Source organism: Psittacicella melopsittaci (genome assembly GCF_003585925.1).
GTDB classification, from domain to species: domain Bacteria; phylum Pseudomonadota; class Gammaproteobacteria; order Enterobacterales; family Psittacicellaceae; genus Psittacicella; species Psittacicella melopsittaci.
This window is the reverse complement of the sequence record NZ_NRJH01000018.1, coordinates 24,266-45,828: the sequence shown is the minus strand read 5'-3', so window position 1 is coordinate 45,828 and position 21,563 is coordinate 24,266. Positions and strand designations below refer to the sequence as shown.

Below are 21,563 nucleotides of genomic sequence, written 5' to 3'. Positions count from 1 at the left end.
ATGACTTCTGATAATGAAAATTTCAATCTGAAAAAGAATTTAGTACGTACAGTTACTAGTCTAGAAGATCTAGATTCTGAAGAGCAAAATTTTGTCAATGATTACCTTGAGAGCGTAGATAGTCCTGAAGCTTCTCTATTGTTGCAAGAAGGATTATTTAATCTATATCAAAAGAATCTGACATTTGCAGCTTCTATTCCAAATAAATTTAATTTAAAAGATAATAAAGAAGCTTATATTTCGCAAGCACAAATAAATCCTGATGCTTTTGTTCGTTTACATGCTAACTATTTATTGCCTTTAACTCAAGAACCAAGTCCTGAGTTATTAGATTTTTTAGAAGAGAATTTACATCTGCCAAAAAATCTTGTGCAAAAGCAAATTGAGACGCATAAGAATGAACTTTTAGTGCAAAATACTATTTTGCCAAGTTTATTAAAGAATATAGCTAATTTTCAACTTGAGTATAGTAGTCTAAATTTAAAAATGGCAGGCTTTGCTGATGCTAAAACAACTAATAGTCTTTTAGACACAAGTTTTGGTATCTATTTAAAACGCAAAGCTAAAGTAATTAAAGTTCCGGCAGAGCAAGCTTTACTTCCTGGGATTATTGAGCAATTAAGCAATTTACATGTTCCACGTGAAAAGGAGCAAGAAAAAGAAAAGCAAGAAAGAGAAGCTCTAGCTAAGTACTTCCCTTACTATGAGTATATTCCTTTTGCAAATTTTTCCCCACAGTTTAAAATCTTACCTGCTTCGACCTTTGTTACTACTTATTACAAAGAAAATAAGCATCAAGATAAATTACATAAACTTTTTTCTCAAGGATATAGACGTCACGAATTAGAAATTCATCCTTTAGACAAAGACGCAGATTTAGATAATTTATTTGCTGATTTTGCATATAAAGAAAATTTACTTATCGAGATTCCTGAAGATTACCCTTTAAGAGCGGGGAATTTAGAACTCCAAGAGTTGGAAATAACTTATAAACAGGCTTCTTTTAAATATGGTAAACCGACTCTGTTTACGCAAAATATAAATCTTTTAAGTTCGGCTTTTACCTATCGCCAAAGATATCCTTTTACTGCTTGGCAACAAATGCTTCCAGTTTTTGAAATGTTCAACAGCTGGTTTAGTGAAGCCTTAGTAAATGGGATGAGATACTACGCCTCACATGAGTTAAAGCATAAAATTAATGACTATCTAACTAATATTTATGCTTTATTAGACGCTGGTTATAGTGAGGCATATAATTTTGTTACAACTAATGATAGTCAATATATAGGTGACGTTCTTTTTGGTCGCCAAGCCGCTTATCGTATTTCTACTCCTGCTTTAATTGGTCAAGAGGATGTTTCTGGAAGTTTAATTTCTCAGTTGCAAACTGATGTGCATCGCTTTAATATTTATTTAAAATCTCATCTTGAATTTGATTTTGGCTATTCACCTGAAGAAATAGCTTTACTTACCTCTCAATTTAAGAATGATGGACGCCATATAGTTTTACGCGAGGAAATTAACTTACAAGATCACCTTTGGGTAAATGCTGATATTTTTAAAATTCATGCTAATTTAAATCAAGTATTTGGACCAAATATTTCTCAATTTAGTAGGGCTATTTTTAATGCCGATCTTCTCAAGCCAGATCTAACTGTTTATGAGCAAGAAGATGGGGAGACTTTACGCTATAATGAAGAGCAATATAGCCATCCTGAACTCTTTGATGCTTTATATTTATATAAACGCTTTGCTATAAATAGCTTAGGGGCTGTAAATTGGCATCGCGGTTTTAACTCTTATCAATTAAATAACGTAGATCTGTCTTATTTTAAAATTGATGAAATAGCAGATATAGTGCATAAGCACGAACAAGAGTTTAAAGAATATCTTGGGGCTCGTAACCATGATTTATTAGCTTCAACAAGTAATGAGATTAAAGTTTCACAGGATAGTGAGGCTTATGCTGGAGAAGCTATATACTTTGCCTTAAGTTCTTATGCAGGGCGAGGAAAGTATATAATTGATAAGGACACTGTAGAGTATGAGAAGTATTTAGATTATGAAGAGTATGAAGAGGATGAGGACCTTATGCTTCCTTTCCCTTACTCAGATTATTACCAGATATTGCTGGGAGAAAATGCTAAGTTAGGTACTACTTATCTTGAGTCTGCAATTAACTTTGATCCAAATCGCATGCTTAAGATCTATACTCTAGATAAAAACTGTGATATAAGTGGACAATGGATCGTAGAGAAAGTGTTATATGAGGAGAAAGGTTATACAACAGCTATAAATGATCTAGAATCTAATTATTCTTTTGTAAATAATCTTTTCTTTAATGGTCTAGAATATACTTATTCAGGATTTAATTTTGATGTACAACGCCAGTTAAATATCTTAAATAACGATGTTACACGCGAGCAAAGTCTAGATCAGTATATTTTCAAAAGCAAAGAAAACAGTATTCTAAGCTCTAAATTTATGGCAAGTCGTTTTGGTAACTATTTGCCAACAAGTATAGCTAAAAATACGAATTTGCCTTATGATAAGCTATATGAGAGTTTACGTCGTATTACCAAACGAGGTATTATTATCCAAAATCAACTTGCTCGTTTACCTCAAGCTTTAGTTTATAATTTTGGCGATAGCTTTTCTTTGACTGATAATGAACGTCTTTCTCAGTTACCGCGAGAACAAAGATTTGTTTCTTTAAATCTAATGCTTAATGCTAAAGGTAAAGAATTAGAAAAATGGTTAGTAGATCAAGACCTAAGTCTGTATAATCTTGAAAAGGTACATAAAGTACAAATGCAAGTTGACTTTTATAATCAAATACCTGAACAAGTAGAAGCTAATCATTATTATCTGGTTAAAGATAACTATAACGATAGTTTTAGTATTATCTATTTTGCCCAAGAAGCAGACAAAATAGGAGACCATGAAGTTAACTATTTTGTGCAACATAAGTTTGATTTAAATCACAATCTTAATGTCTCGCAATATAGTAATTTAGTAGGACAAGAAAAATATCCTGCTAAGGTTACCAGAGAGCAGATTTTACAAAGTAAATTTGGAGCTGAATTTGCTAGTTTAGATTCTGATTTACAAAAACTAGTCGAGCAAAAATTTAGTAGTATTCCTGGCTTATTTGCTACCCTAGCGCAATATGGAGAGGCAGATTACTCTTTAACTAGTGCGGGGGTTAACTTAAACTGGTATACTCAACCCATAAGTTATGACTTTACACAAGGGTTAACTGCAAGTATGGTGCATCCTGTTGCAGGTAGAGGTTACTATGTTGCTCGTAATCCAGTTACTAGTGAATTAGAAATAACCAGTCCTCTTCTTGATGTAGATCAACAGCAAGAGTTTACTTTAACATGGGACAACCTGTTTTCTAGTGGTTTAGAACCAGAGTTTGCCTCTAAAATAACTAATACAATAGCGTTTGCTAATTTAGATGACTTTTTTGCTACTTATCAAGTAATTGGTTCTATTGATCAAGTTGCGATAATTCCTAAATCCTTTGAAGAATCTATTCTGAGAACGCGTTCAGATATGAATTTATCTTTTGATAAGTATGACTTTACTTTACTAGGTAAACAAGCATTATTCACTCATCTTTATGAAAATGATTTAGCAACCTATAGTAACTCACAACGTCAAATTAAGTTAGCAACTTTATTTGAAAATCTTGAGTATAATCTGGATTCCGACTATCCATTTGCAACTGAAGAAGAATACTTAAGTGAAGTAATACCACCAAATGCTTTACCAGAAATAAAAGCTGGAATTAAAAATTTACAACAAGAGGTTGATAAAGAAGTAAGGGGGGAGGAGTTCCAACCTGCCTTAAATTCAGAGCCACCTCTTGAAAGAATTAGTGGTCAATCTCCTAAGGTTGTCTTTACAAAAGAAGGTTATTCTTATCCAAAAAATGATGAATACAAGGAAAGGAAATACCCAAGATTAAATGAAGAAGATATTGATGAATATTAGATTTATTCTATGTCTTCAGCTCTTTATGAATTAGGTGATTTAGATAAATCAGAGGATTAAAATGAATTTGCTAATTTGATGATTTATCTAAATTTAGTTTTTTATTTTTGATAGATTAGATGATTTGAGTAAATCATATGATTTTGACAAAAAAATATTTAACATGCCCTTTTAACTTTCAAGGAAGTAATGACTATGTCAAAAAAGGAAAAAAAAGATAATAACAATCAAAAAGACCATAACCAATTAGGAGAAGATGATGCTCTTCTTAGTGCCTTAGGGGACCCTCAAAATTTAATCGAAATGTTATTATCTGCTATTCCAGAAGATAATAAAGAAAGAGCAGGGAGTTCTTCTGGAGATTATAATGAAAGTCTAGTAGGCGGAATAGATGAGTTATTCCAAATGTCAGTTGAATGTTTAATGCTTCAACAAAGTGTTGTTGAGAAATATAAAAAGTACGAGAAACTTGCTGCTCTAGGTGTTTCCGCTACCACTATAAATGCTTTAGCCGATGAGTATAATGCTGAACTTAAAAAACTACGAGATCTAGAGGAGCGAATAGAAAACGCACGTAAAGCGGCAAAAGAAAGGGCAGAGAATTCTTCTGAAGATGATAATGCAAGGGCTGAGAGTTATTTTGAAGATGATAATGCATGGGCAGAGAGTTCTCCTGAAGATGATGCTGCGACTCTAAAAGAGAAAAGTGTTAAGTTATTCGAAATGATAAAGAAAACTCATAGGCTTGAAAGAAGTATTGAAGATAAATATGATGAGTTTCTGACACTAGCTTCTCTAAGTTTTGTTAGACCTGAGACTCGTAATGCTAAATACGATGAGTATAAAGCTGAACTTGAACAACTAGAAGAGCTAAAGCTGCAAATAGCAAACGCTCCTAAAGATGTAGTAGATAGATTATTAGTTTGGATCGATTCCTCAGAGGATGACGACGATTTCATTATCGACGATGAAGATTTAGCTTTCATCGATGACGATGACGACGATTTCGACGACGATGACGATTTCGACGATGACGAGGGTTACGGCGACGACTTCGATGACGACGATTTCGACGATGACGACGATTTCGACGATGACGACGATTTCGACGATGACGAAGAAGAGTAAGAAAATATTGATCCCCCCTCAAAAAAGGAGTAGTGGTTTTGCTACCTAAGCAAGATATTGTAAGTGAAAGCTCTGTAGATTCTCTAAAAGATGTATATGATCAAAAAGTGCAAGAAAATTATCAGCAGAATCTTGCTTTGCTTAATGATACTAAATACATCTATAGTGGAGATATGGAGGCTTTATGGCTCAAGAGCAGAAGGGATATTTTAGATATAAAGAAATCTCAGATAGCAAATAGAGTTTTTCGTGATAGTTACTTCTTTGATAGGTATGATCATACAACTATTGTAAGTTTACCTCAAGGTAAGTTAAATTTTCGTCTTCAAGGTAAACTTTATAATTTGTATGAGTTCCAGTATTTAGACGACATATACTTTTTACCTATATTCAGTGTAAAGTTCTATGATCTGTTAGAAGCTATTGAAGATAGAGAAGTAATATTAGCAGGTGACCAAGTGCATCGGACACTTCACAAACGCTATACAGTTCCAGGTATTTCTCATCTTTATAACTACTATATTTCCCCTCAAGGGCTAGAAGATAAGTATACTTGGCAAGAGGAAGAGTCCAATCCTGATGAGCTTAAAAAAGCAAAAAAGGCGTTTATTCGTAAACATTTAACCTTACCTGAGCTTGATCAAGAAATATCATCCTTTGCTTATAGTGAGCATGTAGCATCTCTTGATGGTTCTTTTGAGAGTTTGTATCAATCCATTCGTTTGGCGGATGTAGGGGCAAAAGTAAATAAACAAAGATATTACTTAAAAGAAGCTTATGGAACAAGAAGATATCTGGGGAATGATCCTCAACTTACTGCTCCAATAGCTGTTGAACTAAACCCTTATGAACTCAAACTAAAAGAAAAAGATACTAAGGCTAACGAAAGTATCTATCTTTCTCTTTTTGATCAAGGTCTCTATACCTTAAGTAATAAGCTAAATATTTTCTATGACTTATTCTTCAAACATGAATTAAGTCAAAAGGATAGGGAAAATCTAGCCCAAGGATTTGAGGTTTTAAATGCTATTAAAGCCCCAAATTTTAGCTCTGATTTTCTTCCTTTTGCAAGTAAGGTTCAAGAGTTTAAATACCCGCAGGTTTATACCATTTTACAAGGAGAAAAGCCTCGTGAGGAAAAAGAGGCACTTACGCCTCAAGCTAAACTTGAATATGTTTATTATATTTCTCAAACTTATGATTCTTCGCTACAACATAAGTTATTTGAAACTAAGTATAATTATCAGGCCTATCATCATTACCCAGCCTTATTTGGTTTAGACGATAGCTTTAATTATGACTTCTCATTGTTAAAATACAATATTCATATTTTTGAAAATTACAATCTAGACTTTGAAGATTTAGTAGATCTTAAAGCCTATGACTTAAATCTCTATGAGCAAATAACAGAGGAGCAAGAGGTTTATTCTGACTTTAGAAGTGGTAAACTAGTTGAAACTTCGCAAATTTCTCATCTTGGTTTTAGTGAAAAGCAAATGGATAAAATGCGTTATCAGCATATAGTTGAGCATCTGCACGCTATGCAAAAACAACGTAAATATCATAACGCTCCTTTACGAGCAACCATTTTAGATGACTATGAGAATGAGTTTGCTGAGTTATGGTTAGAAAGTGAATGTAAAGATCAATTAACCTTTGCAGAGCTACCAAAAATTGAAGTACCACTTTATCGAGCAATTAAAGCTAAAAATAGTAAGGTTGCTCAACTTAAAGAGGAAAAAACTATTCCTGTGCGTTCGGCATATATAACCGAATACTATAACCCTTTCTTTTTATTGCCTGAGGATATAGATGAATATCTAAGCAATGAATATAAGTTTATTCCTTACGATATTATTAATTATCCTGAAGAGGATCTTGAATTTTATATTAAGAAAGATTAACCGTTGTTTAGAGGGTTAATTAGCCTTGGCTAATTAACCCGCTAAAAGCGATTAATCTGAGACAAGGACTTATAATGACTATTGAACGTAATCTTGATTTATTAAATCATCAATACACTTATAATGAAGAATTAAAAGATCGTCCAACGTTAGTGCTTATCCATGGATTAATGGGAGATTTAAATAATCTTGGTATGATTGGGCGTCACTTTGCGGATAGATTTAACATTTTACGCGTAGATTTAGTTAATCACGGTCATAGTTTTTACCGTAATCAAATGGAATATCCTGAAATGGCTAATGATGTATTAAAAGTAGTAGATCATTACGGGATTAAGGATATTATTCCGGTAGGTCACTCTATGGGTGGTAAAGTAGCTATGCGCATTGCTTTTGATTATGCCTCGCGTTGTCGTGCTCTTGTTGTTTTAGATATGGCACCTGTTATTTATGGTAAACGTGGGCATGATGATGTTTTCTATGCAATTAACCAAGTTATTGCCCATAATTGTCAAGAAAGAGATGAGTGTCGTGAGATTCTTAAAGCAAATTTAGATAACCAAGGTGTTATTAATTTCTTATTAAAAAGCTTTACTAATGAAGAGCCGCATAAGTTTCTTTTCAATGCCCCAGTGTTAGAAAAAGAATACAATCATATTGGGATTTGGGAAGAGCATGTCTATAATGGACCTTCAGCATTTATTTATGGTGGTGACTCTCCATATGTAGATGATGAACGTCAACAAGCTATTCCACGTCAATTCCCGAAAGCAAAATTATACTGTGTTGAAGGGGCTACACACTGGCTCCATGCTGAACAACCACGTACAATTTTCCAATATATGGAAAATTTCTTTGAAAATAATGGCATATTACCTGGACAAGACTATGTGGTAATTAGCTAGGATTAGTAGAGGTAGTATGGCAAGAAGTATTGTAATAAGTGCCGATTATCGTGTTAGTCAATACCTTGAAGTACTTTTGAAGAGTATTTTCCTAGCGTCTAACGGCAAAGAAGAAGTAGTTATTTATATCCTAAATTATGACTACCCTACGGATTTAATTCTCCACTATATAAGACAGTGTCAATTACATTTAAGACACTGCCAAATTAAGGTACTTACGCCTACAGCAGAACAAAAGCAACTTCTAAATAATTTAAGTATAGATTCATCACACTTAAGTAAATCTATTTATTACAAATTATTTCTTGTAGACCTTTTACCTAATGAAGATAGTGTTCTCTTTTTAGATCCAGAAACTTTAGTCATTAAAGATTTAGCTCCGCTATTAAATTACCCTATGGCAGATAATGTAAGTATTTACGCTTGCCCAGATTATCTATTAAGCCATGAACTGAAGCAAAGCCAAGAGAGTCAAAGTTATTTGTCTCGCTTTGTCCGTGAGTTGCAAGGGCAACCGCATGATTTTAAAGTCTTTAGCACTCATGTAATGCTGTTAAATTTAAAACGCATGCGTCAGTTAAAAGTAAACCAAACTTACATTAATTATTTAGCCTCTAACCAAGTGTGCTATATGCCTCATGTAAGTTTATTCCTTAACTTATTCCATCAATTTGACTGGCAAGCTTTACCAGATGTTTATAACTACCAAGTTGATTACATAAGTAAGGAATTACATTTACGTAATGGTGAAGTGCCAAAGTATGCTCAGCTTACGCCTCCACCTGCGTATAACCTTCCCTATATAGTTTCTTATACAGGGATTAATAAGCCGTTAAACTCAAATAAACAGCTTCCTTTTCGACGCTTGTTTATGGAGTTATACATTGAAAGCATTAGCGAAATCTTATTAAACCGTAATGTTTTTGATGTAAACAAGCTCATTAAATCATATAGTTATTTGCATTTACTACGTATAGATGATAATGGTTTTTATCAACCTATTTGGCATTAGATATGCTATTAAAACCATTTGAAATTTAGTATAATATGCTTGTATTTTTTGTATATTAAAAACGGTGTTTATTTGTAGAGATACAACTAGATCCAAGAACTGGAAAAAATTATGTCATTAACTGAAAAAGTTTTAAAATTAATAAAAGCTACTAAAGAGAAAAAAGCTTTAGATATTCTCAAAGCTAAAGAAAAACAGCATAAAAAAGATACGGCTCGCAAAGATTTTTATCGTCGTTCAATTTTAAACCGCGATAAAGAAATTTTTGAAGCTGATGAACTCGATGAGTCTTATTTAGAAGGCTTAAGAAAATCACGCAATGATGTAGCTGATATTAGTAAAAAAGGTGTAATAAAACTAAAAACGGTTAAAAAACAAGATAAAGGTGTACGTCCAGAAAGACTTCACAAAGTAATTGCTCGTACGGGTATGTGTTCAAACCGTAAAGCAGAACAATTAATTCGTGATGGCTTAGTATCAGTAAATGGTGAAAAAGCAATTGTTGGACAACAAATTGATCTAAACGATAGTTCAATTAAAATTAGGGTAGAAGGTCGTGTAATTAATCACCGTGCGGCTTTAAAAGAACCATGCCAAATTTTAATCTATCATAAAGCAGAAGGGGAAATTTCTTCACGCTTTGATCCTGAAGGTCGTAAAACTGTATTTGATCGTTTACCACGTTTAAACGTAGGTAGATGGGTACAGGTTGGACGTCTAGATGCTAATACTTCAGGTTTATTACTTTTTACCAATGATGGTGAACTAGCACACCGCTTAATGCACCCTTCATTTAATATTGAACGTAAATACTTATGTCGTGTTTACGGTGAAGTAACTGATGAGATGTTAAAACGCATTACCGAAGGGGTAGAGCTAGATGACGGTATTGCTAAGTTTGATGAAATTCATGCTATAGGTGAAGTAGATCCTAACTTAGATCAAGGTTCAAAATCACAACGTAAAGCTAACCAATGGTTTGAAGTATCAATTACCGAAGGTCGTAAGCACGAAGTACGTCGTATTTGGGAAAGCCAAGACGTTATGGTTTCGCGCTTAATTCGTGTAGAATACGCGGGTATTCGTTTAAATCGTGATCTAAGCATTCCTGCTTCTGGTTATTTAGAAGCGGATTTAAATGAAATTAACCTTGTGCGTGGCCTAGTTGGTTTACCACCAGAAACTGAAGGGTTCCGTCCTTCGGATTTAAGTGGGCAATCTAAATCTGAGTTAAAACGTCAAAAAGCCAAACATTTACGTACTATTCGTCGTGCAATTTTCAAAGATAATCAACACCGTGCAGGCAAAGAGCAACGTGTGTATGATGAAAGAAATAAAGAGCAACGTGATAAACGTAAACAATTAGCAGAGAAAATTTCACAAAACAATAAGAAAAAATTCTCTAACAACCGCAAAAACGACTTTGTAGAAAAATTCTATAAATAATATGACTTTTTCTTCTATTTATTCAGATGAAATACTTCGCGATTTAGAGCCTTTTTATCAACTAACACCAGTATTTTTGCCAGAAACCAAGCAAGAAGATAAAGATTTATTTTTTATGGAATTGTGTTTGGATTTAGTAAAAATAGCCCAACGTATTGGCGAAGTTCCTATAGCTTCGATAGTAGTGCTAGATGATAAAATAGTTGGGATTGGCATCAACATGCCAATTAACTTAAAAGATCCAACGGCTCATGCTGAAGTATTGGCAATTAGAGATGCAGGGCACCGGATAGGGAATTATCGTTTAATTAACTCAACGATTTATGCAACTTTAGAACCTTGTACCATGTGTGCTGGCTCAATAATTCATGCCCGTTGTAAACGCGTAGTCTTTGGGGCTGGGGATCCTAAAACTGGGGCAATTGGCGGAAGATTTAATTTATTCCGTGATTTTCCTATGAACCATATTCCGCAAGTAACCAAAGGAGTTCGTGAAGAAAAAGTACGCGAAGAGCTCTTAAAATATTTTAAAAAAAGACGTGAGGTACAAAAATCTCAAAAACGTCTTTTACGGGCTGCAACACAATTATATTCAGAGAAATAAAAAAAGAGACATCTGTATGAAAACAGATGTCTTTTTTTTATTAAAGATTTTCTACTGCCAAGTGGGCTTCGGTTAGTCTTTCTTGGGCATTTAAAATTCTTAATTCCCCTTTGTTAATTAAGAAGATATTATCTGCCATATCAAAGTAAGCATCATCGTGGCTTATAGCAAAAATTGTTACCCCACGTTTTTGAATTAATGGGAGAATTTGATGATAGAAAGTATAACGGAAAGCAGGATCTTGATCTGCTGCCCATTCATCTAAAATCATAAATGAACGCTGTTCGGCAATGGCTACTAGTAAAGCCAAACGCTTTCTTTGACCTGTTGATAGAGAAGTAGTAGAAAGACTTTGATCGATAATTTCTACTTTTTCTCTAATTTGTAAGAGGTCTAACCATTGCTCAATAAGAGCATTAGTTTCTGGCGTATCATCGGCAGGAATTTCATTAAAAAGATAAAAATCACTAAACACAGATGAAATCATGCCACGGTAAGAGTGGAATAATTCTGGCGTTAAAGGAGTATTATCAACGTAGATTTTTCCTGAAGTAGGTTCAACTAAACCTGAAAGTAATAAAGCTAAAGTAGATTTACCCGAACCATTTTTGCCAATTAAAAAAGTAACTTCACCGCGTTTTAAGGTAAAGTTTAGTGGTTTTAAAGCAAATTGGCTCGTTTGCTTGCTGCCTTCAACTTCATTTTGTTGTTTTGGATAAGTATAGGTTACATTTTCAAAGCGAATAGTTTGCCAGTTAGGATTTAAAGCATCTTGCCCTGAGAACTCAGGCGTAAAAGGAGCAAAATCTAACTGTTGGATTTTTTGCGTAGAAACAAAACCTATAGTGATATCTGAAATTGAAGCTACAGCCTGACTAATAAAATTACGCACAAAGAGAATAGTTACAGCAAAGGTAATGGTAGTTTCAATGGTAGCTAAAGCAAAAGCATAAGCAAGATAGAAAATTAAGCCTACGAGAATTAACACCATTACATCAAAATAGTTATTGCCCAGATAATGGAAAAAATCTGTACGAACAATTAGAGCTCGTGAGTTTTCAGCATGAGGAGTTAATCTTTGTTCGTAGAATTTATGTGCGCGTTTATTATTTAGTTTAAGTTCGCGATGTCCATCAAGCACTGCTTGGTAGTCTGCCGAAAGAAAATCTTTGGTAGCACGATACTTTTTAAAGCTACGTACAACAGTACGAACAATAAAGTGCATGCCTAAGAGCATTATCGCAAAGCAAATTACGGTAACCCCAAGTAAAGGTGCCGATAGGTGAGCAAGGTAAAAGCCCGTACATATAGCTAACACTGCCCCCTGAATTACATCAGGAAGGTTCATAAAAATACGTGAAATGTTATCTATGTCCGTATTTAAACTCGCCAGAATTTTTGCTTTACCTTGGTTACGAATTTGTTGGTAACTTGAATCAATAATTTGTTTAATTAATTGTCGACGTAAGAGAAAAACAATTTTATGTCCTAGAGCTGCCAAGCAAATTTGTGCCAAGGTTTGGATAAAAAGAAAGGCAATTAAGGTAAAAACAAAAGCTATAAAGGTAGTAAACCCAAAGCTATCGGCATTTAAAAGTTTGGTATTAATAAAATTTAAGATGGCAATACTTGCTAAACCATTTAATATAGATAAGAAAATAATTACAGCAATACGCCACTTAAATCTTTTGGCATAATGTAATATTAACGGCATATATAGTCTGTTTAAAATAAAATATGTCTTATTTTATCACAGCTCCAAATCTAGTCTGAAGACTTAGGCATAAAAAAAGATCCCAGTTCAGCAAGAACTTAGGATCCTTTTTTTGCGCTTTTAAAATTAAGCTTCAATACGAGAGCTTGTACGACGTGTAAAGTTGCTATTACGGCTGCGATAGAGTTTAACTTTACTATCACGTAAAACCATAATAGTTCTAGTTTGTTTAACTTTATGGTCATTTTGTAAAGAACGTTTACGGTTTAAACGTACCACGCGACGTTTAAAACTGATTAGTCTACGTAAGCCTCTGTATGCTTTTTTTCTAATTTTACGCATGTGCACCTCCTTGACCACTTTCCTCAAGTAACCACTACTGTAGAAAATGGTGGAATCAATAAGCTAAAAATATCAATATAAATATAATGTTTAGCCCGTATACTAGTCTTTTATACGCATTATAATTATCTACGTAATAAATAAATTAGTTCTACTTCTCCCGAGAAAATGCTAATAAATAATTAAAGTGTGTAATATATTGCTTTAACTAAAAAATGCAAAGTAAAACTAATATTACTTATCAATAATGTAAACTTATATTTACATTGAACCCCAAAGTATGGTCTAACATTTGTGTTTTGCGTTTGATAAATAAGTAGTTAAACTCATACTAAAAATTATAGATAGGAAACGCCGATCTATAATTTGTTATTCATTTAATAAGTAAAATATTATCTTAAATTAAGAAGTGCTTAATTAGTAAGATAATTTTTTCACTAAAATGTGGTAGTTTGTCAGGTTTTAATTTTTCTTGCCACATTTTAATACATTTTATAACAAATAAAATACAAAGTCAATAGCCTTTTATTTAGGGAAAAATAAAAAAGATAAAAATGCCAATTTTTAATTGCTTACTAAATATGCCGCTATATTTAGTCAGCAAAAAATAGCAAATTTTCTTATAATATCAAAGGTGACTTTAATTGGTTACCTGCATAATTCACTTACAATCAGAAAAGTACTTTAATTGTCATTGCCTTACAATTAATACTTTGTCTATTTCTTTGACTTAAATATGAAAGAATCTTACGTTTTAAATTCTCCGGCAAAAATAAATCTATTTCTTAATGTAGATGCCAAGTTAAATACAGGCTACCATGCCATTAGCACTTATTTTAAAATTCTTCCTCAAATTGCTGATTATTTAATTGTAACTTGGGAGCAAGTTGCCGATCCGCAAGATATGCCTTCTGATCCTTTAGAGGCAGGACGTATCTTTTTAAATAATTTAGAAATCCATGGCTTTGAAGGCATAGTAGCAAAAGAGGGTAACCTCATTTATAAATCTCTGGCTCATCTAGCTATGAGTACCGAGCTCTTAAGTACAGCCTCAGCCGAACAAATTAAAAACTTTGCCAGTTATAAACTTGTAGTTAAAGTAGATAAACGTGTTCCTGTCCAAGGTGGTCTTGGTGGCGGCTCATCGAATGGGGCAGTTATTTTACAAACTGTTGCTAAAAAGTTCTTCCCTCTTTTAACGCCAAGCAATTTAATTGCTATAGCTCAACGTGTGGGAGCTGACTGTGCTGTATTTGTGCATGGTAAATCTTCTTTAGCTTATCGCATTGGTGATTTATTTTTTACTCCGCAAGCCGAAGAATTTTATCAAGTATTTTCGACTTTATACCACTACCTAGAAGGAATTAAAGAAATAGATTTAACCGATCCGCTTTCGTTCTATGACTATGGTAGTCGCGAATTAAAAGTTTACCCAAATATAGCTTATTTACAAGAGCTAGTTTTAGTTCTGGTAGATTTAGCCCAACAGCTCATTGATGCGGTAAATAAAAACCCAAATATTATCCCAAATCAAGCCTTAGACTTTATAAGTTTAGCTCGTCATATTGAGCATAAATACCATGCTTGGTTAAATGGTTACTTTTTAGTATTTACTTCAGATTATAAAGTAGATACTGGAAATGCCTTTAAGAGTTTAGGTAACTTACCTCAGTTACAAATGGAAGAAAATCCAAGAAAATTCAAGCAAACCTTTTTACAAAGTTGGAAAAATACTTTAAAACAGCTTGAATTAGATCCAGAGGCACCGCAACACAGCCTTAACTCTTTTGCCAATAACTTTTTTGCTAATAGTCCTTTATTAGATGATTTAAAGCACAAGTTTAATGGCAACCTACAACTAACTGGAACTGGGGCAACTTGTTTTGTTTATGTTCCACGTTTAGAGACAATTTTAAACTGGCACTTACGTAAATTTAAAGAGTTTTGTAAAGAAAATCCTCTTGCAGCTCAGTTTAATTTACAAATGCACAAAATTGACTTAGTAAATTCTAACTTAGAAATTTGGTCTGCATAGCTTTACCCTACTACTTAGATAGAGGTTGTTGAGCGAATAGACGTAGATTCTCTAAATATTTTTAAGAATAAGCGTTCTAACCTTGATTTATTAACTATAAGTGGTATACTAATAGGGTAAAAATCTAAATAGCTTATAAGCAATTTTTTTGCTTATAGATCACACTAAGGAAACATATGACAGATAAAAATGTAGGTCAAGAAGCTTGCCCTGAGTTAAAAGACTTAAAAGCTTTGGCTGACTTTTTTGCTAAAAAAGAAGTTACTCCTGATTTTGCGGAAAAAATTGAAGCTTATCTCGTTACGGCTAATAAAGTAAATGAAGGCTTAAAAGAGTATACGGAAAATAGTGAAAAGCTACGTGAAATTTCAGACCACTTTAATAGATTACAAAATCGCATTAAAGGAGTTGAAAGCGATCGTAAATTTAAAGTTAGTGTTGCCCAAGAAAAATTTTATCTTGAAAGTTTAAAACCTAACTTAGAAAAACTATCAAGTAAATTAGCTGAATTTGCACCAAAATTTGCTGATGATGAAAACCTTAAAGCTAACTTTGAGGGTATAGAGCTTATTCTAAAAGCTTTTGAAAATAACCTAATTTCTTTAGGTTTACATGTAAAAGAAGAAAAAGGAGAAGAATAATGTCTCAAAAACATCATTACGACGATGCAAAAGCACAAGCAGCTAAAGCAGAAGAAAAAGCAACCCAAGCTGAAGTTGAAGCTGAAAAAGCAGAAGCACAAGCTGATTTAGCTCATGAAAAAGCTGAGCAAGCTCAAGCGCAAGCAGAACAAGCACAAGAACAAGCTGAGCAAGCTCAAGAACAAGCTCAAGAAGCAGAAGCTCAAGCTGAACAAGCTGATGCTCAAGCTGCTCAAGCAGAGCAAGAAGCAGCACAAGCAGAAGCTCAAGCTGATCTTGCCCACGAAGAAGTTAAAGCTTTAGTTCTAGCTGAAGAAATTGACCACTTAGGGACTGTTTCAAGCCAAGCTTTATCTTTCTTAGAAGAATTACTTAAACGTTTAGCTCAAGAGCAAGTAAGTCCTGAAGAACTTCAAGAAGTTGCTGATTCTTTAGCTACTTTAAGTGCAAAAGAATATGAGTTAGCGCAAAACAATCTAACGGTAGAAAATGACTTACAAATTCAACGTATTGCAAGTCGAACACCATTAGTTGAAGAAGAAAGCCGTCGTTTAGAACGTGCTTTACGTGATACTGAAAATGCAGTAAACTTTGCTAACGAAAAAGTAATTAAAAATGCAATTAAGCCATTATTCCAAAACTTAGATATGGCTGCAAACCGTCTGCCTAAAGATACAGGCAATGCTGAGTTTGATGCATTTATTGCTTACTTAAAAGAATTCGATAAAGAATTTAAAAAAGATCTAGAAAAACATGGGGTTAAAATTTACGGTGCTGTTGGGGATAAATTTGATCCTAACTTACATGATGCCGTAGCTCAATACCCTTACCAAACTCCTGAGCAAGCTGGTACAGTAGCTCACGTTGTTTCTCAAGGATACGAACTAAATGGTCGTATCGTATCTCCTGCTTCAGTTGTGGCTTTCCAAGCTGAAGAATAATAAGCAGTCTCAACCCCTGAATTTGACTTCAAATTCGGGGGTTTTTCTATATCTAAACCTAAATTATAGTATGGACAAAAATGATATATAAGCTAGCCAAGGAATAGGCTAGTTTTTTTTAAACAAAAAAAAACGTAGATGTTACCCTACGTTTTTCTAAATTAGTTTTGTGGAATTTCATCCGTTGTGAATGAATCATAACCGTCACGGATAATTTTTTCTAGAGCTTTACCGCCTCCACGTGCTACACATGTTAGAGGTTCATCGGCAATATAACAACCAATTCCTGTTTTTTCTGAAATAAGTTTGTCAATATTACGTAATAAAGCACCACCCCCCGAAAGGGTAATACCGTGTTTATAGATATCAGCAGCTAATTCAGGTTTAGTTTTTTGAATTGTAGACTGAACAGCGCGAACAATTTTATCAAGAGGATCTGCAATAGCTTCAACTACATCATTAGAAGAAATAGTTGCTTCACGTGGAAGATCTTCGTTAATATTAAATCCTTGAATTACAATCGTTTGGTTTTCTTCTTCACTTAGGTAAATAGCAGAACCAACTTCATGTTTAATACGTTCAGCTGTGTGTTCCCCGATTTTTAAACCAAATTTGGTTCTAATGTGAGAAATAATAGCTTCATCTATTTGATCACCACCCACACGTTCTGAAACAGCACATTCAATACCGTCTAATGAAAGTACGGCAACTTCTGTTGTACCACCACCGATATCAACAATAAATGAACCCTTAGGAGAACTTACTGGTAGTCCTGCTCCTAAAGCTGCTGCCATAGGTTCTTCAATTAAGTAAACTTCACGTGCCCCAGCTCCTAGAGCTGCCTCTTTAATAGCACGACGTTCTACTTGAGTTGATTGCGCTGGAACGCAAACTAAAACTCGTGGACTTGGGCGAAAAAAGTATGTTGGTTTGTGGATTTTCTTAATGAAAAACTGTAACATTTTTTCCGTTAAAAGATAGTTAGAAATAACTCCATCTTTTAAAGGACGCGAAGCAAAAAGATTTTTTGGTGTTTTACCTAACATTGCTTTGGCATTGTGACCAACGTCAGCAATATCTAATAGTGCACCATTTGCGTCACGACGTACTGCTACAACCGAAGGTTCATCTAAAACAATACCTTTATCTCTAACATAGATTAGGGTGTTTGCTGTACCTAAGTCGATAGCAATGTCATTTGAAAACATTCCAAAGATTTTCTTAAACATTGATTTTCCAGTTTTTATGCCTTGTTTTGTAACAAGGTAAAATAGTTAATACTTACTAAAGAGAAATTTGTATTGTGTATAAAGTGATTATAAAAAACAAATCTTGTTTATTATAACAAATTACACTTTTTACTGCATTAATAATCAATTATTTTTCTTGCTCTTTAGCGATAAACTTGTGGAGTTTGAGGTTATAGTTATAGATTTCTTGCATCATATCACTAACATATTCGTTCCCTGGATTCTCAACGAGCTGAACAAGTTGATTGATAGTTCCAGAAAAGACTACCTTACCTCCATTATCAGCAGCTCCAGGACCAAACTCAACTAAATAGTCACAGTTAGCAACAAGATCTACATTATGCTCAATAAGAACTATTGTATGGCCTTCATTTCTTAATTCAACTAAAAAGTCGAGTAAAGATTGAATATCATCAAAGTGGAGACCTGTGGTTGGTTCATCAATAATAATTAAATACTCTTGATCTTTAGGATTAGTTTTATTGATCTTAGTGCCACTAATTTCTCGAATGAGATAAAGTCTTTGTAATTCCCCACCTGAAATATCTTCGAGCTTTTGCCCTAAGCTTAAATGCCCGAGACGGAAACGTTTTAAATAAGCCAAGCGTAGAATTATATGTTTGAGTCCTATTGACGGAAAGGACTTGTGATATTTAAGCAAGAACTCATAAGCCTGATCTATAGTCAGCTTGTAAAAATCAGCAATATTGTATCTCATCTGACTATGTGGGTCATAAGATAAATATACCGAAAGAACATAAGGTGCAAAGCCTGCTCCATTACATTCAGGGCAGGTTATATTTTCGCTAATATCCTTTTCGAGTTGGACTTGAATATATTTTTTACCATTACATTCCGAGCAAAGATTTTTTCTTTTTCCTGTTTTAATAACAAAGTCTGCTTCTTCGAGAATAATTGATTTACCGAGCACTGAGTTTTGTTGGCGGAAAGTTAATTTAGCACTATCGGCAAAAATCTTAGCTAGATCTGTATCTATATTGAAGTAAGAACTAATACTTCTACTGAGATTAACTTCATGCAGATTTTGTTTGGTATAGATAATACGCGAGAATTTATGCCCTGGATTAACTTTTTGTTCAGGTGTTAAAGAAGAGCCGATGCCCCCAAGAATATTTTTTATTTTATATTGCTTTTTAAATTCTTCAACTTTAACCCCAGGCTTTAAGGCAGCTTGAGTTGCTAAATAAAGAACTCGATAAGCAAAGAAAGACTTCCCTGATCCCGATACTCCCGTTATTACGTTAATCGCATTACGCATAAAGGCAACGGTTTGGTTTTTAAAGTACCCTTGGTTAACGCCCACATAAACAAACTTTTCCCGTTTAATTTCTTTGTAAGCGGGAGAGAATAAAGTCTCGAGGGAGATATCTAAACTTTTGGCATAGACTTTGGCTGTATCAAGATTATTGGCAATATTTTGGCTAAAGTTAGTGTTAATCAGAATATTTTTTAAGCCTTCTTGATCGAGCGAAAGTTTATCTTGTTCTAAAGCTTGGTTATAGTTTTTATTATTTATATCTGCAAAAACTTGCGAAATTGGCGTTTGATATTGCAGATATTTAACTAGAGGAATATCTGCTTCGAGTAGTTGCTGTTGTTCGCCAGCAAAGGTAATATTTCCCGCATGAAGAACTATAACGTAATCAGCTTGGGTAATAAAATCGCGATCATGTTCAACAACTATAACCGAGTTGCCTCGATCAACCACCGCCCGTAATTTATTAATTAGTACCTGGTTGCTTGCAGGCGGTAAACCTATTGAAGGTTCATCGAGGATATAAGTAACTCCAGTTGTTTGATGGGTTAAGATTTTACTTAATTGAATATGTTGGATTTCTCCGCCCGAAAGAGTATAGATTTTACGAACCAGATTTAAATATCCAAGTTTTAAGTCAATCAGATGTTCCAAGTTAGTTAAGATCTCTTGAATTAAAGAGACTTTAAAAACTTGCATATCTACAGCATTACTAATTTTTTCACTAGGAGAAATTTTTCCTTTTTCTTTCTTTAAATATCTTTGGAAAAAACTATATACCTTATCAAGAGGTTCGGTGAATAACTCTTTGTAAGTTTTGTTTTCGAGTTTGGCTGCTAGAATATACTTAGCTAGACCTATACCTTTACATTTAGGGCAGTATTCATTTAAAGCATCATTACTTGCACTATTTAAACCCGAGCCTTTACAAGTAGGGCATTTATTTTTACCAAAGGTAGAAAAGGCGTTAAGATCATGCGCATCAAAAACTAGCTTTTTCTGTTTATTCTCTACCACACTTTGTAAAGGATAATCGGTAAGTAGCTCTTGGGTTGGTAGGTAAATCCCTACTGAAGGTGGATAGAGTATGCGCAGTTTATTACTGTTAGTTGCAGTATACTCAACTCTTTGCTCATCTTTTAAGTTTTTTAGCCCTAATTTATGCAAATCTGTTTGTTGGGCAGCATGCTTATTAAAGTAATCCTTAAACGCTTGCTCTTCATATTGCAAGGCATTATCATAAGCATGATCAAAATTTATGGCAAAGTTTTCTGGCAGATTTTGTGGATCTCTAAACTCGGAAAAACAAACATCAAAAGTTTCAATACAAAAAGTTAAATCCTCGATATCGTCTTGGAGATCATAATAGTCAAAAACATGCTTTTTATTAACAACAACTGTATCTTGGTCATAGTTAAAGTTACTGTTAATTGCCTTGAAAATTAACTTATTGCGGGCAATAATTTGATCTTGAGTTAAATTATCTGGAGCAGGGAAATCAAGGTCTTCTAAACCAGGAAGCATAGGTAAATGAATAGGGAAGGTTACTTGATAACGGTATTTATACCCCTGTCCACGACGTTGTAAAGCGTTTTCTAAAGTTTGTTTATCTGGCGAAGGAAGGTTAGTAATAAGTTTATAAATTTTTCCCTTATCATAAGCTTCGGAAATATTATCATCGGCAAAGGCAGAAAAGCGAGAAAATAACACGTTAATTGGCGTTTCTACATCGATAAACTGAGCTAAATTTAAGCGACGACTTTTATGCTCAAAGCGTTGGCTTAAATATTGCACAGGAGTAATTCCTGTTACTTTTAACGCTTGATGGTCAGAAAAATACTGCAGGTTGTTAAATAGGCTTCTATTTAAGCCAAGATTTAGCATACGTGCAGCTTGGTTAGTTAAAACGTTATGAATTAAAGTAGATTTACCACTACCTGAGGCACCTGTAATAACGACAAATTTATTTAAAGGAATTTCAAGATGCTTAATATTGAGATTATGAATATAAGCATTTTGAATATCTATATTACGTGGAAAACTCATCTTTTATAAGACTCCATGGAATTTTATTACTTCTATATTATAGTCTTTTTAAGAGGCAAATTTGATTTTTTGTTAAATTTTCCCATGAAATTAATGGATTTGTAAGTTGTTGAAAAATAAAGTGAATCAACTTAGAAAAAACAGCTTGGCAAATTATGACTTGTGATATAATCAGAAATAAGAATATTAATTTATTCTTTTATTTAAGGTCTTCATTAATTTACGTTGAACGCTTGTTTAAATGTTTACTTTAAATTACGAAAGAAATTATAAATAACGGAAAAAAATTTAAAAACGGAATATTTAAAACCAGTGCA

14 protein-coding genes are annotated in these 21,563 nt (G+C 33.7%); 10 read left to right on the top strand and 4 right to left on the bottom strand.

Annotated features, from left to right (window positions below; genetic code table 11):
- From CJP74_RS02315 to tadA, 7 genes are all read left to right on the top strand, one after another.
- Complete coding sequence (locus CJP74_RS02315) at nucleotides 1–4,002, top strand: hypothetical protein (RefSeq protein WP_119496669.1); 4,002 nt, start codon at nucleotides 1–3, stop codon at nucleotides 4,000–4,002.
- A 195-nt stretch (nucleotides 4,003–4,197) separates the two neighbouring features.
- Nucleotides 4,198–5,130: a hypothetical protein gene (locus tag CJP74_RS08075; RefSeq protein WP_222986855.1), complete on the top strand. Its 933-nt coding sequence runs from the start codon at nucleotides 4,198–4,200 to the stop codon at nucleotides 5,128–5,130.
- 38 nt (nucleotides 5,131–5,168) lie between these two features.
- The gene (locus CJP74_RS02305) at nucleotides 5,169–7,034 is read left to right on the top strand and encodes a hypothetical protein (protein WP_119496668.1); all 1,866 of its coding nucleotides are present in this window, start codon (nucleotides 5,169–5,171) and stop codon (nucleotides 7,032–7,034) included.
- Between the two features lie 74 nt (nucleotides 7,035–7,108).
- Complete coding sequence (locus CJP74_RS02300; RefSeq protein WP_119496667.1) at nucleotides 7,109–7,939, top strand: alpha/beta fold hydrolase; 831 nt, start codon at nucleotides 7,109–7,111, stop codon at nucleotides 7,937–7,939.
- A 16-nt stretch (nucleotides 7,940–7,955) separates the two neighbouring features.
- Nucleotides 7,956–8,951, top strand: coding sequence for a glycosyltransferase family 8 protein (locus tag CJP74_RS02295; RefSeq protein WP_119496666.1), 996 nt, complete (start codon nucleotides 7,956–7,958; stop codon nucleotides 8,949–8,951).
- Between the two features lie 111 nt (nucleotides 8,952–9,062).
- Nucleotides 9,063–10,397, top strand: coding sequence for a pseudouridine synthase (locus CJP74_RS02290; RefSeq protein WP_119496665.1), 1,335 nt, complete (start codon nucleotides 9,063–9,065; stop codon nucleotides 10,395–10,397).
- Nucleotides 10,398–10,473: 76 nt separating this feature from the next.
- Nucleotides 10,474–11,001, top strand: coding sequence for a tRNA adenosine(34) deaminase TadA (tadA, locus tag CJP74_RS02285; RefSeq protein ID WP_282432509.1), 528 nt, complete (start codon nucleotides 10,474–10,476; stop codon nucleotides 10,999–11,001).
- A 40-nt stretch (nucleotides 11,002–11,041) separates the two neighbouring features.
- On the opposite strand, the gene CJP74_RS02280 is transcribed toward tadA, so the two are convergent.
- Nucleotides 11,042–12,715, bottom strand: a complete 1,674-nt coding sequence (locus CJP74_RS02280; RefSeq protein WP_119496664.1) for a cyclic peptide export ABC transporter — start codon at nucleotides 12,713–12,715, stop codon at nucleotides 11,042–11,044.
- Nucleotides 12,716–12,841: 126 nt separating this feature from the next.
- Nucleotides 12,842–13,057 (bottom strand): hypothetical protein, encoded by a 216-nt coding sequence (locus CJP74_RS02275; RefSeq protein ID WP_119496663.1) that lies wholly within the window; start codon nucleotides 13,055–13,057, stop codon nucleotides 12,842–12,844.
- Nucleotides 13,058–13,793: 736 nt separating this feature from the next.
- Here CJP74_RS02275 and CJP74_RS02270 point away from each other — a divergent pair.
- The 3 genes from CJP74_RS02270 (at nucleotide 13,794) to grpE (ending at nucleotide 16,674) form a co-directional block, all read left to right on the top strand.
- Nucleotides 13,794–15,092, top strand: a complete 1,299-nt coding sequence (locus CJP74_RS02270; protein ID WP_119496662.1) for a GHMP family kinase ATP-binding protein — start codon at nucleotides 13,794–13,796, stop codon at nucleotides 15,090–15,092.
- 176 nt (nucleotides 15,093–15,268) lie between these two features.
- Nucleotides 15,269–15,733: a hypothetical protein gene (locus tag CJP74_RS02265; protein ID WP_119496661.1), complete on the top strand. Its 465-nt coding sequence runs from the start codon at nucleotides 15,269–15,271 to the stop codon at nucleotides 15,731–15,733.
- Entirely contained in the window at nucleotides 15,733–16,674 is a 942-nt protein-coding gene (gene grpE / locus CJP74_RS02260) for a nucleotide exchange factor GrpE (RefSeq protein WP_119496660.1), read from the top strand. The genes CJP74_RS02265 and grpE overlap by 1 nt, the downstream gene beginning before the upstream one ends.
- 161 nt (nucleotides 16,675–16,835) lie before the next feature.
- Here the strand turns inward: grpE and CJP74_RS02255 are convergent, their stop codons facing one another.
- Both CJP74_RS02255 and CJP74_RS02250 read right to left on the bottom strand, forming a co-directional pair.
- A complete protein-coding gene (locus tag CJP74_RS02255; protein ID WP_119496659.1) occupies nucleotides 16,836–17,903 on the bottom strand; it encodes a rod shape-determining protein in 1,068 nt (355 codons plus the stop codon).
- Nucleotides 17,904–18,051: 148 nt separating this feature from the next.
- Nucleotides 18,052–21,246, bottom strand: coding sequence for an excinuclease ABC subunit UvrA (locus tag CJP74_RS02250; protein ID WP_119496658.1), 3,195 nt, complete (start codon nucleotides 21,244–21,246; stop codon nucleotides 18,052–18,054).
- Between the last annotated feature and the right edge of the window lie 317 nt (nucleotides 21,247–21,563).